The sequence below is a fragment of the Thiosocius teredinicola genome, assembly GCF_002009425.1.
Classification (GTDB): Bacteria; Pseudomonadota; Gammaproteobacteria; order Chromatiales; family Chromatiaceae; genus Thiosocius; species Thiosocius teredinicola.
Genome location: NZ_CP019936.1, coordinates 3,764,976 through 3,778,563 on the forward strand (window position 1 = coordinate 3,764,976; position 13,588 = coordinate 3,778,563).

The 13,588-nt window shown below is 60.5% G+C and carries 12 protein-coding genes; 4 read left to right on the forward strand and 8 right to left on the reverse strand.

Going from position 1 to position 13,588, the window contains the following annotated elements:
* Positions 1 to 183: 183 nt before the first annotated feature.
* Positions 184 to 876: an OmpA family protein gene (locus B1781_RS17850; protein WP_078120955.1), complete on the forward strand. Its 693-nt coding sequence runs from the start codon at positions 184 to 186 to the stop codon at positions 874 to 876.
* Positions 877 to 892: 16 nt separating this feature from the next.
* Here the strand turns inward: B1781_RS17850 and B1781_RS17855 are convergent, their stop codons facing one another.
* The gene (locus tag B1781_RS17855) at positions 893 to 2,383 is read right to left on the reverse strand and encodes an aminotransferase-like domain-containing protein (RefSeq protein WP_078120956.1); all 1,491 of its coding nucleotides are present in this window, start codon (positions 2,381 to 2,383) and stop codon (positions 893 to 895) included.
* A 134-nt stretch (positions 2,384 to 2,517) separates the two neighbouring features.
* Between B1781_RS17855 and B1781_RS23505 the strand changes: the two genes are divergently transcribed.
* Complete coding sequence (locus tag B1781_RS23505; protein ID WP_164513448.1) at positions 2,518 to 2,730, forward strand: DUF1127 domain-containing protein; 213 nt, start codon at positions 2,518 to 2,520, stop codon at positions 2,728 to 2,730.
* Positions 2,731 to 2,780: 50 nt separating this feature from the next.
* Here B1781_RS23505 and hypD read toward each other — a convergent pair whose 3' ends face one another.
* The 5 genes from hypD to B1781_RS17885 all read right to left on the reverse strand — a co-directional run bounded on the left by hypD (position 2,781) and on the right by B1781_RS17885 (position 8,841).
* The gene (gene hypD / locus B1781_RS17865; RefSeq protein ID WP_164513449.1) at positions 2,781 to 3,863 is read right to left on the reverse strand and encodes a hydrogenase formation protein HypD; all 1,083 of its coding nucleotides are present in this window, start codon (positions 3,861 to 3,863) and stop codon (positions 2,781 to 2,783) included.
* Positions 3,864 to 4,085: 222 nt separating this feature from the next.
* Positions 4,086 to 4,289 carry a DUF2061 domain-containing protein gene (locus tag B1781_RS17870; RefSeq protein WP_078120959.1) on the reverse strand — a complete coding sequence of 68 codons (204 nt, stop codon included), beginning with the start codon at positions 4,287 to 4,289 and terminating at the stop codon, positions 4,086 to 4,088.
* Positions 4,290 to 4,389: 100 nt separating this feature from the next.
* Complete coding sequence (locus B1781_RS17875) at positions 4,390 to 5,277, reverse strand: DMT family transporter (protein ID WP_078120960.1); 888 nt, start codon at positions 5,275 to 5,277, stop codon at positions 4,390 to 4,392.
* A gap of 28 nt (positions 5,278 to 5,305) precedes the next feature.
* Positions 5,306 to 5,878 carry a TetR/AcrR family transcriptional regulator gene (locus B1781_RS17880; protein ID WP_164513450.1) on the reverse strand — a complete coding sequence of 191 codons (573 nt, stop codon included), beginning with the start codon at positions 5,876 to 5,878 and terminating at the stop codon, positions 5,306 to 5,308.
* Positions 5,879 to 6,792: 914 nt separating this feature from the next.
* Positions 6,793 to 8,841 carry a DEAD/DEAH box helicase gene (locus tag B1781_RS17885; RefSeq protein ID WP_078120962.1) on the reverse strand — a complete coding sequence of 683 codons (2,049 nt, stop codon included), beginning with the start codon at positions 8,839 to 8,841 and terminating at the stop codon, positions 6,793 to 6,795.
* A 269-nt stretch (positions 8,842 to 9,110) separates the two neighbouring features.
* Here B1781_RS17885 and nhaA point away from each other — a divergent pair, with 269 nt between their 5' ends.
* A complete protein-coding gene (gene nhaA, locus B1781_RS17890; protein WP_078120963.1) occupies positions 9,111 to 10,286 on the forward strand; it encodes a Na+/H+ antiporter NhaA in 1,176 nt (391 codons plus the stop codon).
* A gap of 35 nt (positions 10,287 to 10,321) precedes the next feature.
* Here the strand turns inward: nhaA and B1781_RS17895 are convergent, their stop codons facing one another.
* Both B1781_RS17895 and B1781_RS17900 read right to left on the reverse strand, forming a co-directional pair.
* Entirely contained in the window at positions 10,322 to 10,660 is a 339-nt protein-coding gene (locus B1781_RS17895; RefSeq protein ID WP_078120964.1) for a hypothetical protein, read from the reverse strand.
* 206 nt (positions 10,661 to 10,866) lie between these two features.
* Entirely contained in the window at positions 10,867 to 11,187 is a 321-nt protein-coding gene (locus B1781_RS17900) for a c-type cytochrome (RefSeq protein WP_164513451.1), read from the reverse strand.
* Between the two features lie 89 nt (positions 11,188 to 11,276).
* On the opposite strand from B1781_RS17900, the gene B1781_RS17905 reads away from it, so the two are divergent.
* Positions 11,277 to 13,490 (forward strand): YgiQ family radical SAM protein, encoded by a 2,214-nt coding sequence (locus tag B1781_RS17905; protein ID WP_078120966.1) that lies wholly within the window; start codon positions 11,277 to 11,279, stop codon positions 13,488 to 13,490.
* The last annotated feature ends 98 nt before the right edge of the window (positions 13,491 to 13,588 follow it).

Here is a 13,588-nt window from a genome sequence, read left to right on the forward strand (position 1 = left end):
CCAACCGGCAGACCGGATGTGCGGCGACGACGTTCAGCTTCCGTTCAGGCTGACCGGTATTTAATGATCGGTAAAGGAAGCAACACTGTTCCCGGCGTCGAACACCCGCATGCAAAACGCACGGAATGGTCACGGAAATGGACGGTCACAATAACTATCGAACAAGATGTTGAGGTCAGAACCATGAACAAACTCCTAACCAGCACAGTCTTCGCCTGCGCCGTCACCGTTGGCGTCGCCGGGTGCGCGACCGACGATCCGCACAAACGCGCCAAAGTCGGCGCCGCCGCCGGCGCCGTGGCCGGCGCAGTGCTGGGTCACCAGGTGGATGGCAAGTCGGGACGCTGGGTAGGCGCTGTCGCGGGCGCGCTGGCCGGTGGTGCCGTCGGCCACTACATGGACAACCAGCAGCAGGAGTTCGAATCGGCGTTGGAGCAAGAACGTCAAGCCAACGAAATGGAGATCGAGCGCCTCAAGGACGACACGCTGAAGCTGACGGTCGACTCCGAGGTATCGTTTGACTTCGGCAAGGCCGATATCAAGCCGGCGTTTCGCCCGTCACTCGACAAGCTGGCCCAGTTGATTCAGAAGTATGACCGCACCGTGGTGCACGTGGTCGGTCATACCGACAGCGTGGGTTCCGATGCCTTCAACCAGGAACTGTCGGAGCGTCGCGCGATGAACACGGGCGACTACCTGGCATCATATGGCGTAACCCGTGATCGTATCCGTACCGAAGGTCGCGGCGAGACCGAACCGCGTGCCACCAACGCCACCGAGGCGGGCCGCCAGCTCAACCGACGCGTCGAGATCTTCGTCAAGCCGATCGTCGAAGGCCAGGAGCAACGCGCTTACGAGCCGCCGAAGTACTACTGACGGTAGCGATCGATCCTCATCCGTCCGCCAAGGCGGCGGATGAGGATTCGGCATTTTCCCCGTCCATCTCGCGCAGCAATTCACCGAGGCGCACTACCGCATTTTCGATGCGTGCATCCCAGGGCGTGCCGCAATTCACCCGCACGTAGTTGCGATACTTACGGGTAGCCGAAAACATCATGCCCGGCATCAGGCTGATGTTCTCGCGCAACGCGCGGTTGACCAGTTCCAACGCATCGACACCCCGTGGAAGCTCGACCCACAACACGAACCCACCCTGCGGGCTGGTTATGCGCGCGCCGGGCGGAAAATGCTTGAGCAACATGAAGCGCATCTTCTCGACCTGTAGGCGGTAGGCGCTGCGCAGGCGAACCAGGTGGCGATCGTACTCACCGCTGCGCAGATAGTCGGCCATCGCCATCTGCGTCAGGCTGCACATCGCTGACGACGTCGCCTGCTTCCACTCCATCAGATCCTTTCGATAGCGATCGGCGATCACCCATCCGATGCGGTATCCGGGGGCGATCGACTTGGAAAACGACGAGCAAGTCAGCACCAGCCCGCGCTTGTCATAGCACTTGGCGATGCCGGGACGCTGGTCGCCGAAGTGGATGTCGCCATAGATATCGTCCTCGATCAGTGGCACGTCGGCCTGGCTCAGCATCTCGACCAGGCGCTGCTTTGCCGCATCCGGCATCATCGACCCGATCGGATTGCTGAAATTGAGCACCCCGACGACCGCCTTGATATCCATTGTCTCGAGCACATTTTCCAGGGCGTCCAGGCAGATGCCGGTCTGCGGGTCGCTGTCGATCTCGACGGCCAACAGCCCCATGCGTTCGATCAGGCGCAACACCGAGAAATAAGTGGGCGATTCTACGGCAACGATGTCGCCGCGCTTGGTCACGGTTTCCAGGCTCAGCGCCAGCGCCTCGCTGCAGCCCGACGTCACGATGATATCGTCAGGATCCACCGACAGGCCGAGGTCGACGTAGCGACGCGCGATCTCATGGCGCAGATCGCGGTTGCCGGGTGGAAAACAGTATTCCAACGCCTTCTCCGGATGACGCGATGCGGCGCGCTGAGTTGCGCGTAGCAGTCCCTTGACCGGCATCAGCTCAGTGGCCGGCACGGCGGCGCCCAGCGGCACCACGTCGGGATCGTTGGCCACCGTGAAGATCTCTTCGAACAATTCGCCGAAGCGCACCTTGCGCGGCTTGCGACTGTTCGTTGTCTTGCGCGGCAACTGGGCCTGCTGACTCTGCGGCACCTGGCCGTCCACGTAGTAGCCGGATTGCGGCCGCACGCGCAGTACCCCGAGGTCCTGCAGGGCGCTGTAGGCCTGGTTGACGGTCGAGATGCTGACCTTGAGCTGTTTGCTCAGGCCGCGCAGCGACGGCGCGCGGTCACCCGGCTTAAGCGTGCCCTTCTCGACCAGATCGAGCACATGCCGGGTCACCTGATCGTAGAGAAACCCATCGCTCGCCGCGTGCATTGAAACTGTCATGCCACCCTCAGAACTGTTCTGGTTACTTTTCTGCAACTTTGCAACTGTTGCTATAACAGTAGCCCAACTACCCTGACATTGCGATCTCAACCTTTCGATGAAAGATGGCAATCACGGTGAACTGGGGAAGAGTGATGAGTGCAATAACGGGGATCTTGGATACAACGCTGTCCGGGGTGGGCCAGCCGGTTTGGACCGGCCGCCGAATCATGCCGGATCTGTTGTGGTTCCAACGCGCGCGCCAGCGCCGCGCCCTCGCCGAACTGGATGACCGGCAACTCGACGATATCGGAATCAGCCGCGAGCAGGCGCAGCGCGAAGCGGCCAAGCGTTTCTGGCAGAAGTAGCGATCAGGCGCAGAGGTGTCGGGCGAGCAACAGCGAGCGATGGCGGATGCTCAGATCGCCGCGCGCTCGCTGCCACGCAGATAACAGGCGCCATCGTCCGATGCCATGCTCGGCCCCACCGGCATTGCCGGCGTACAGGTCTTGAAGAACTGCGCACATTGCTCCGGCGATTTACAACCCAGCTCGACATCGACAAACTCACAGCCGGCAGGCACGTCATCGAGCTGCGGCGGACACTCATCACGATAGTCCGGATAATGGTTGTAGGCGTCGACCACCGCGTAGGTATGACGCAAGCGCCAGGCACTGTCGGACAAGGTGCCGATCCCCCGCCACAACCCGTCGTGCAATTCGAACACCCGATCCATCTGATCCAAGGCCATGGCGTTGCCGTCCGGCTTCACCAGGGCGCGGTAGTGGTTGTCGACGTTCGCCTGACCAAGCGTGACCTGGCGTATCAGCCCGAGGATACCGGTCAGGATACTGGTTGCGGTGTAACCGCAAACGGCCGCAGGTATCTCGAAGCGCCGCGCCATCGCCTCCCAGCCCCGGATGCCGGTGACGGCACAACGGTTTCCGGGAAGAATCAGCGCCTGGACATTGCCACCCGCATTCTCGAACAGACGGGTAAGCAAGGGCTCAACGCGACGACCGCACACCATCAGTTTGAGATTCGCGGGCAGTCCTTCGAGCACCATCCCGGCCAACGGCGCGAGAAACGTTTCGAAGCCTGCACCCAAGTACACCATCTCGCGCTGAGGCTCGGACACGGCGAGCATGACCGCCTCCATCGGTGACGATACCGGCCTGATATCCGCACCCTTCGCCTGCATTGCCGCCAACGAAGCCGGCCCCTCGGATTGCGCCATCGGCAAACGGAAAAGGTTCTCGCTCACGATCAGGGTGACTCGGTGATGCTCAACGAGGCAGCGTGCCTGATGCAGGTCCTGGACCGGACAGATGCTGGCGACACAGCCCGGCCCGGTAACCAGCTGGACCTTGTCGGGGAGATTGGCGCGCAACGACGAGAGCGTGACGACACGCTCCTGCGCCGCGCTGAGATTCATGATCCGCAGCGGTTCTGCAGGACACTCAGCGGCGATCGATTCGATCAGTTGCAGCGAGGTGCTCACCGCAAACGCCGACAACAAGAATAAGAAGAGTTAAACATCGCGGCCTCACTTCGGCGCGACGCGATCGCCCCGGAGTACAACGTCGACCGATGCTGCAGTACCGAAGTCACCGGCCTCAAGGGCAAAACGAACTAAACCTTTATATTTGTGTAACAATACTGATCTACATCAAGTTGTCGAGGCCAGGCCCATGCCATCCCGAATCTGAACCCTCGTTCAAATTCAGGCTGCAACGCCAACCCCCGGCAGCACACGGCGTCGGCGCAAACGTTCCCATACACGGTCGTGGAAGTAGTAAGCGACGGTGTTGATAGCCGGCTCGACCAGCGCAACCGCGCCACCGATCAGCACGTCACCGGTCAGCATGTAGGTGACCGTGAATGCGATACCGAAGTGCATCACCGCAAAACTGGCTGTCTTGATCATTGTCGATCTCCCTACCCGAAACATCACTTGATACAAATAATAATTATTCTTATTTAACTATCAAATGAATTATGCCTTTCGAATCGATAGGTCTTCTCTATCAGTCGCCTACGTCCGGCGGGCGTGAAGAGATCGCAGTACGCCGATTGGCCAGGGCAACACCGCTGAGTATCAGACCGCCCCCGACCGCCATGGCCAACGTAACCACTTCATCGAGAAAAACCGCACCCCAGACGATCGCAAAAACCGGGATCAGGTAGGTCACCGTCAGGGTCCGCATCGGGCCGACTTCGCGAATCAGGCGGAAATAGATAAGGAAGGCGAGCGAAGTCGACAACACCGCCAACGCCGTCACCGCAACCACGATGGCCGGCCCCGGCATTTCGCGGACTGGAAAGAACGGTAGCAAGGGCAACATAACCAGTGCTGCGCCCAGCTGACCGCCGGTCACGAAAACGATACCCGAGACGTGGTGCAGACGGCGGCGCGCGAAATTGGCGGCAAACACATAAGACACGGCGGCGCACAGACCCGCCAATACCGACAGCAGCGGCGGCGTCCCGGCATCCGTCGGCAGTCCGATCAGGATCACGACACCGACGAACCCCAATACGACACCGAAGATACGTGCCGCATCCAGTCGCTCCTCAAAGACCAGGTAGCCGATCAGTGCCGCAAAAATCGGCACCGTGGCGTTCAGGATCGAGGTGAGTCCGGCTGACAGCTCAAGCGATGCGTACGCCAGCAGGGTAAACGGCAGCGCCGCACTCATCACGCCCACGGCAACCAAACGGCCCAGGTTGGCCCGCAACACCGGAAGCTGTCCACGGCGAATGACCAGGGGCAGCAACACCAAACCCGCGATGAAGACGCGCAGTGCGATCAACCACACCGGCCCGAGAACGGGTGCGGCCAGCCGCATGAACAGAAACGATGCTCCCCATAGCGCTGCCAGAAAAACCAGCGCCGGGTAAAAAGGCAAATTCAATGCCTTCGTTCGGCAAACGCTACCGTCGTCAGCTACGCACTACCTGTACTGCGTAAGCCACCACTTCTTGAGCTGCTTGCTCTCCGCCGCCAGATCCTCCGAACACGCGCAACCCCCAGACCGTCGTCATCAAGAAAGTTGCTAATGTATCCGGTGATTTGTCAGCAGCCAACAATCCTTGTCTTTGCGCTTCGGTCAATGCAGCCACTACCACCTGTCTCACTTCACCCAGGTGGCTTTGTACCCGTTCACGAACCCTCGGATTATGTCTGGCAGCCTCGAGTACGGTGTTGACCAACAGACAACCACACGTGGTGTCTTCAACACCGCAATCACTGGCGGCGATCTGCAGAAAACGTTCCGCCCCCTGAAGGGGATCGGCTGCCTGCGCGAAAGCGTCACGCACACGTTTCAGTTTCTGCTGAGCGTAATAATCCAGTGCGGCAAGAAATAAGCCTTCTTTTGATTGGAATGCGGCATACAAGCTACCAGGCTGCAGATGCGTCGCTTTTACCAACTGTGCGATGCTCGTTTCGCAATATCCGCGCTCGAGGAACAAGGCCGTCGCCTGCCCCAGCACTTCATTGCGATCGAAACTCACTGGCCTAGCCATGCGTAAAGACTTCCCCTATTACTGTTTGTTTGTGTTCTTTGCGACATAAAGTATAGCCGTGAAGGTACGAGGGGTGCGCGCTGAAAAGGTGTCTTGAATCAAAGCAATGTTCGCAACGTGAATCCGCTTCGAAGAGACTTCGATCAGCGGCAAAATTGCAGCTCCACCAGCACTCGTTTTTCTCGGCCGAATACCGTTCTGGCGGCACAGTATGCACGCTGAAATATTGAATGGGCATTGTGAAAACAAACTAATGTTGTCAAAGGCTTGCACATCGAGCCGCACACAAGGCTCTCATCATCGATATCGTCACCGCTGATTGCCGCTTCGATTCGAAGGACAGCTGAGACACAACAAAGCAATTTGGCGCACACGAAAAGTTAATCTTTGCAAAGATTCAACACACTAGTGCTGCTGTGTAGACGTGCGATGGTGTCGTGACCAAGGCAACAAACCAAGGCAATGCGGCACATCGCATGCTGATCTCAAGCCACGCAAAGCCCGTCGGGAAAGGCGCGAACTGATACGAGCGATGATCACTTTCATCGCTTGATGAAGCGTTATTCGGCGAAAACGATCAATGGTGAAACCGCATCGACGACATCGCGCGGTGGGTTACTAAGCGATACAACAACAGCTAGTCGGATGTGTTGGATACGATCTAACAGGTTATCCGATATGAGCAAACTGCAACACGCCGAGCTCGAGCCGGACATGCTGCAGGCAAACCAACACAATGTTCAATTTGTTCGTGCAACGTGGACAGACGTCAGCTGTCTATCCGAGTGGAAAAGTCGGTCAAGGACGAAAGCAAGGCGCGCGAGATCGGCAGCACATGCGGGTTCAAATCGACCGACGGCACGTCGACAATTTCCGTCGCGTGCCCGGCCAAAAGAACCCGCTTATTTTGTTGAACGATCCTTCAATGAAAGACGTTTTTTCGGTGGCCGATTTCCGACAGGTTTCGTCGTTTTTTTCATTTTTCCCGGACGGTCGGATGAGCCCTGCTCGGCACCCTTGGCAGGACCGCGACGCGGCTTGTGACCTTTGCCGGCCTTGGCGGCTTCATCCGCCGGATGCTTGCGCCCCTTTCCGCCGCCGGCCGGGCCCCGGGCTTTTCCCTTGAATCGATCGCCTTCGGCCTTCCGCTTCGCGGGCTTGTTGGGTTTGCCCGACTTCTTCGCCGGCTGCTGATCCGCGCGCGGCGCTTTTGCAGAACCGCCGCCGTCGTCCTCGGCAGGTGGCTTGTCCGACGCCGAGAGCTTCTCGATCGCCAACTTACGCTGGCAGACCCAGGCGTTCTGCAGGTCGCGCATGGTTTCCGTCGGCATGCCCGCCGGCAGGTCGACCGTCGCGAAATCGTCGTAGATCTCGATATGACCGATGTACTTGCTCTCCAGCTCGGCCTCGTTGGCAATGGCACCAACGATGTTGCCGGGTTTCACACCATGCTCGTAGCCCACTGCGATGCGAAAGCGCTCCATCGGGATGTCGGGGAAGGCCTTGAGCGGTAGCGCGTGCGGTTCGACCGTCTTGGGCCCACGCGCGCGCGGCGGGCCGGCCGGCGGGCGTTCCTGACCGCTGCGCTTACTGTCATGCCCGCGATCCTGTTTGGCGAATCGCACATCGGTTTTCGGATCGAGCAGCAGCGGTGCGTCGCCCTGCGTCAGGCGCGCCAGCGCCGCCGCGATCTGCAAGGCATCCAGTGCATCTTCCTGTTCAAGCTCGCTGACCAGACGGTAGTAAACCGACAGCTCTTCCGTTTCGATGATGTCGCGCACCTGCTGCTTGAAGCGGTCGGTGCGCTTGGAGTTGATGTCATGCACGCTCGGCATATCCATCGGCTCGATCGGTTGGCCTGTCGCCTTCTCGATCGCACGCAACATGCGCCGTTCGCGAGGCGCGACGAACAAGATGGCCTCGCCCGACGCACCGGCGCGACCGGTGCGTCCGATGCGGTGCACATACGATTCGGTGTCGTACGGGATGTCGTAGTTGAATACATGGGTCACACGCTTGACGTCGAGGCCGCGGGCCACGACATCGGTCGCGACCAGAATATCGGTCTTGCCGTCGCGCAGACGGTCGACGGTGCGCTCACGCTGCGCCTGAGGGACGTCGCCGTTCAATGCCTCGGCTTCGAACCCCCGGGCAGTGAGCTTTTCGGCGAGTTCGACCGTCTGCGTCTTGGTGCGTACGAACACGATGGCGCCGTCGATCTCCTCGGTTTCGAGGATGCGCGTCAAGGCATCGAGCTTGTGCAGACCGCTGATCGGCCAGTAGCGCTGCCGGATGTTCTCGGCGGTCGTCGTCTTGGCGGCGATCTTTACCCGCTGGGGTTCGCGCAGATGGCGCTCGGCGACCTTGCGGATCACATCGGGCATGGTGGCCGAGAACAACGCGATCTGGCGCTCTGCCGGCGTGTGCTCGAGGATCCACTCGACATCGTCGATGAAGCCCATGCGCAACATCTCGTCGGCTTCGTCCAGTACCAGCGACTGCAGGCGCGAGATATCCAGCGTACCGCGGCGCATGTGGTCCATCACGCGACCGGGGGTTCCGACGACAACCTGCACACCACGTCGCAGGTGATTGAGCTGCATGCCCATGCCCTGCCCGCCATAGATCGGCAACACGTGGAAGCCGTCGATGAAACGCGCATAGGCCTGCATGGCCTCGGCCACCTGCAGGGCCAACTCACGCGTCGGCGCCAAGACCAGCAGTTGCGGAAACTTCTGCTTTGGATCGATTCGCGCCAGCAGCGGCAGCGCGAAAGCGGCAGTCTTGCCGGTACCGGTCTGCGCCTGACCCAGCAGGTCTCTGCCGTCCAGCAGCAGCGGTATGGCCTGCGCCTGGATCGGCGACGGCTTTTCGTAGCCCAGTTCGGCGAGCGCGGAGAGAATCGAACTGGGCAGCCCCAGCGAAGCAAAATCGGTCGTTTCTGAAGACATGGCGTGGGCCCGTAGGGAAGACAGCGCTCAACAGCGTAGCGGGGGCGCGGATTATACGCAGGTCTCGACGGCTATTGACATTTTTTTATCAATCGCCTAGCTCGCCTGCGCCGGCAACCCGCAACACGGCGAGGTCACCCTCTGCCAAGAACCTTACTAAACTAGAGGTGGTCGGGTATGCCGCGCGCGCCCCGCACGGATAACATTGCCCAGGCAGGCACCACGAAAAAACCACATCAAGGTCAACCGGTAGTTCGGGAAATTTACGCATGATCAATCTGCAGCACTTCCTTCGGCTCGAGTCCGCCGGGGGAATCCTTCTGGTAGCCGCCGCCGTCGCGGCCATGCTGTTGGCCAACTCTCCCCTTTCCGAAGTCTATGCCTGGCTGCTGGAAATGCCGGTGGCGATCCAGGTCGGTCCGCTGGCGATTGCGAAACCCCTGCTGCTGTGGATCAACGACGGCCTGATGGCCATCTTTTTCTTTCTGGTCGGCCTCGAGCTGAAGCGGGAGTTGATCGAGGGACAGTTGTCGGAACCGGGCAGTATCATCCTGCCGGCCATCGGGGCCGTCGGCGGCATGCTGGTACCGGCGCTGATCTACGCCTACATCAACTGGGGAGATCCGGTTGCGCTGTCGGGTTGGGCGATTCCCGCCGCTACCGACATCGCCTTTGCCCTGGGCATCCTGTCACTGCTCGGCAAGCGGGTGCCGACGTCGCTCAAGGTCTTCCTGGTGTCGCTGGCGATCTTCGACGACATCGGCGCAATCATTATCATCGCGCTGTTCTACAGCGATGGATTGTCAACCGAGGCGTTGATCATCGCCTCGGTCGCGATTGCCATTCTCACATTGATGAACAGGCGTCATGTCAGCGGCATCACCCCCTACGTGTTCGTCGGCGTGATGCTGTGGGTGGCGGTACTCAAATCCGGCGTGCACGCGACACTCGCGGGCGTGGTGTTGGCGATGTTCATTCCGATGCGCCATAGCGAAAGGCCGAACCACTCGCCGTTGCGCGCACTCGAACACGATCTGCACCCGGTGGTCGCCTTCACCATCCTGCCGATCTTCGCGTTCGCCAACGCCGGGATCAACCTGACGGGCATGTCGATCGACAACATCATCCACCCGGTTCCGCTCGGCATTGCCGCCGGATTGTTTCTGGGCAAACAGATCGGCGTATTCCTGTTCTGCTGGGCAACGATTCGGCTGGGTTGGGCGGCGTTGCCCAAAGGCAGCGGCTGGGTCGGGCTCTATGCGATCGCCCTGTTATGCGGCGTGGGCTTCACGATGAGCCTGTTCATCGGCTCGCTGGCCTTCGAAACGGCCGGTAAGACAGCGTTCGATGAACGCATCGGCATCATTCTCGGATCACTGGCCTCGGGCTTCGCCGGCTACTTTCTGCTGCGTTTCGTGTTTGTGCGCGGGCCCAACGGCGACTGAGCCGCTCAGACCACTGAGCACCTGCATCCGGTAGCTCAGCGATGCGGATGCTCAAAGAAGATGTACGACGTCGAGTAATCGCTGAACTCGAAGTACACCTTCTTCTCGCCGGGATCCTTATGCATGTTCAGATTTTCGTCGAAGACGCCGTAGCCAAAGCGATACGGCCGCGGGTCGCTGCCCTGCGTTGCGACCGCCGTACTCAGCTTGTCGATCTCAATGAAGCGGCGCACCAGTTTGTCGCCGGCGTAGACTTCCAGCACGCCGTTGGTTCCGGTCCAGTTCTGAATCGCCCGCCCGAATTTGTTTTGCGTTTCCTGGGTACAGGCACCGGCGAGTAGCATGGTGCTGAGCAAGAGATAGCGAAGTTTCATTGGGTCACCGTCGAATTTTCCGTTCGCGAACGTCCGCCCGCGAAATCCACCGCACAACTGCGGCAGCAACGATCAGATGATACCGGATCGGATGCAGCGAATGGATGACAGGGCGTGCGGGTTGCATTGCACCGCGGTTTGGCGGGTGAGCGTTTCGATTCGACCGGCACCACGCCAAACTCGAACAGCACCGCTGCCGATCACCGCTAGGGCGTGGGGAAGGCGTGTCGCATGTAAACGGCGATCTTCCCGGCCTCCTGCTGCGACATCGCCGTGAACGTCGGCATCCGGGTATCCTCTTGCCGCGATTGGCCGCGGATGTGCTCGACCATCTGCCGGTAGTCCATCGTCGACCCGCTGACCGGCGGCACGCCCTTCAGGAAGGCCCCGTCACCCCCTTGCTGATGACAGGGTGCGCAGTGATGCTCATACAACTGTTTGCCGGTGGTCAGCGTCGGGTGGTCATGCTCGTCGGGGCCTTCGCAGGCGGCAATGACGAGACTGGCCGCAAGAATCGTTCGCCGCACGCGTCGCCTCCATGGGGATATGCAGCGCAAAGCTAGCACATGCCGCGCGCGATGCCCTGAACCACTACAAGGGTTTTGGCGCAGGTCAAATGATATATTTGCGGTTTGACCTCACCGCTTCTCGCCACGATCACGTGAACCCACCCGCGCCCAATCTCTTCGACTACCGACGCCACTGGGCTCACAAGTTCGGCCCGGCGCCCTTCCTGCCGATGACGCGTGATGAAATGGACGTGCTCGGCTGGGACAGTTGCGACGTAATCCTGGTGACCGGCGATGCCTATGTCGATCACCCGAGCTTCGGTATGGCGGTGATCGGCCGGGTTCTCGAAGCGCAGGGCTTCAGGGTCGGCATCATCGCGCAACCCGACTGGCAGAATGCCGACGACTTCGCCGGGCTCGGCCCGCCGAACCTGTATTTCGGCGTGACCGGCGGCAACATGGATTCAATGGTCAACCGCTACACCTCCGAGCGACGGCTGCGCTCGGACGACGCCTATACGCCTGACGGCGTCGGCGGCCAACGACCGGACCGGGCCGTCATTGTGTATTCGCAGCGCTGCCGCGAGGCCTTCAAGGGCGTGCCTGTCGTGATCGGTGGCATCGAGGCGAGTCTGCGGCGGATCGCCCATTTCGACTATTGGCAGGAAAAGGTCCGGCGTTCGGTACTGGTCGATGCCAAGGCCGACATGCTGCTGTTCGGCAACGCCGAACGTGCAATCGTCGAGCTGACCCACCGCCTGGCCGCCGGCGAAGCCATCGGCGACATCACCGATATTCGCGGCACCGCTTTCGTGCGCCACGCCCTGCCGTCTGACTGGACCGTGATCGACTCCACCCAGGTCGACGAACCCGGGCGAGTCGAACCGCATCCCGATCCCTATCTGGATACGACAAAGGCATCGACCGAAGCACCGCCGGCCGCGCCGCCGGACGCCCCACAGGTCGTCACCCTGCATCGTCGCCCGAAGAATCTCGATCGCGGCAAGACGGCGGTACGCATTCCCGCATTCGAGACCGTGCGCAGCGATCCCATACTGTACGCACATGCCTCGCGCGTGCTGCATCTCGAATCCAACCCGGGCAACGCTCGCGCCTTGATTCAACAGCATGGCGACCGCGAGGTATGGATCAACCCACCTCCGCTACCGCTGCGCACGCCTGAACTCGATCGCGTGTTCGAGTTGCCCTACCAGCGGGTGCCACACCCGACGTATGGCGAGGCCCGGATACCGGCTTACGAGATGATCCGATTCTCGGTCAACATCATGCGCGGCTGCTTCGGCGGTTGTTCGTTCTGTTCGATCACCGAACACGAAGGTCGCATCATCCAGAACCGCTCCGAACAGAGCATCCTGCGCGAGATCGAAAACATCCGCGATCATACCCCCGGGTTTACCGGTGTGATCTCCGACCTTGGCGGCCCGACCGCCAATATGTGGCGCCTGCATTGCAAAGACCCGAAGATCGAATCGAGCTGCCGCCGCCTGTCGTGCGTGTATCCCGGGATCTGCGACAATCTCAACACAGACCAGATGCCGTTGGTGCGGTTGTATCGCAAGGCGCGCGCACTGCCCGGCGTCAAACGCGTGTTTATCGCCTCCGGCCTGCGCTACGACATCGCGGTGGAAACGCCGGAATACGTCAAGGAGCTGGTCACCCACCATGTCGGCGGCTACCTGAAGATCGCACCGGAGCATACCGAAGACGGGCCCTTGTCGAAGATGATGAAGCCCGGCATGGGGACGTATGATCGCTTCAAGGCGATGTTCGACAAATACTCCAAGCAGGCAGGCAAAGAACAGTACCTGATCCCCTACTTCATCGCTGCCCACCCGGGCACCACCGATGAAGACATGCTGAACCTCGCCTTGTGGCTCAAGCGCAACGGCTTCCGCGCCGACCAGGTGCAGGCGTTTCTGCCGTCACCGATGGCACTGGCCACGGCGATGTGGCACTCCGGACGCAATCCCTTGAAGAAGGTCACGCGCTCTTCGGAACAGGTGTCGATCCCCAAAGGCGCAAAGCAGCGTCGATTGCACAAGGCATTCCTGCGCTATCACGACGCCAACAACTGGCCTTTGCTGCGTGAAGCACTGAAAGACATGGGACGCGCCGACCTGATCGGCAACGGCAAGCGTCACCTCGTACCCAGCTACCAGCCGGCAGGTACCGGAAAGCGACCCGAGGGCTCGCGCACACCCGGCAAGCACCGAGGCGGCAAACCGTCGACGTTTCGCACACAGCACACCCACGGAGTTCAGACGAAGAGCCGCAGCGGTAAACGCAAGACGCGACGCTGACCACTTGCGCTAAGATGCGCGAAACCGAAGCGGCCCAGACACTGGCGCTATGCATCGTCCGTTCGACCGAGCAGGAACCGCAAGCACGTGCGAGTGAG

What these genes read in the sequence shown, in the direction of transcription:
- B1781_RS17855 (WP_078120956.1), bottom strand. Translation starts at nt 2,383, where the DNA reads ATGACAGTTTCAATGCACGCGGCGAGCGATGGGTTTCTCTACGATCAG.
- B1781_RS17905 (WP_078120966.1), top strand. Translation starts at nt 11,277, where the DNA reads ATGATATATTTGCGGTTTGACCTCACCGCTTCTCGCCACGATCACGTG.
- B1781_RS17850 (WP_078120955.1), top strand. Translation starts at nt 184, where the DNA reads ATGAACAAACTCCTAACCAGCACAGTCTTCGCCTGCGCCGTCACCGTT.
- nhaA (WP_078120963.1), top strand. Translation starts at nt 9,111, where the DNA reads ATGATCAATCTGCAGCACTTCCTTCGGCTCGAGTCCGCCGGGGGAATC.
- B1781_RS23505 (WP_164513448.1), top strand. Translation starts at nt 2,518, where the DNA reads ATGAGTGCAATAACGGGGATCTTGGATACAACGCTGTCCGGGGTGGGC.
- B1781_RS17895 (WP_078120964.1), bottom strand. Translation starts at nt 10,660, where the DNA reads ATGAAACTTCGCTATCTCTTGCTCAGCACCATGCTACTCGCCGGTGCC.
- B1781_RS17870 (WP_078120959.1), bottom strand. Translation starts at nt 4,289, where the DNA reads ATGATCAAGACAGCCAGTTTTGCGGTGATGCACTTCGGTATCGCATTC.
- B1781_RS17885 (WP_078120962.1), bottom strand. Translation starts at nt 8,841, where the DNA reads ATGTCTTCAGAAACGACCGATTTTGCTTCGCTGGGGCTGCCCAGTTCG.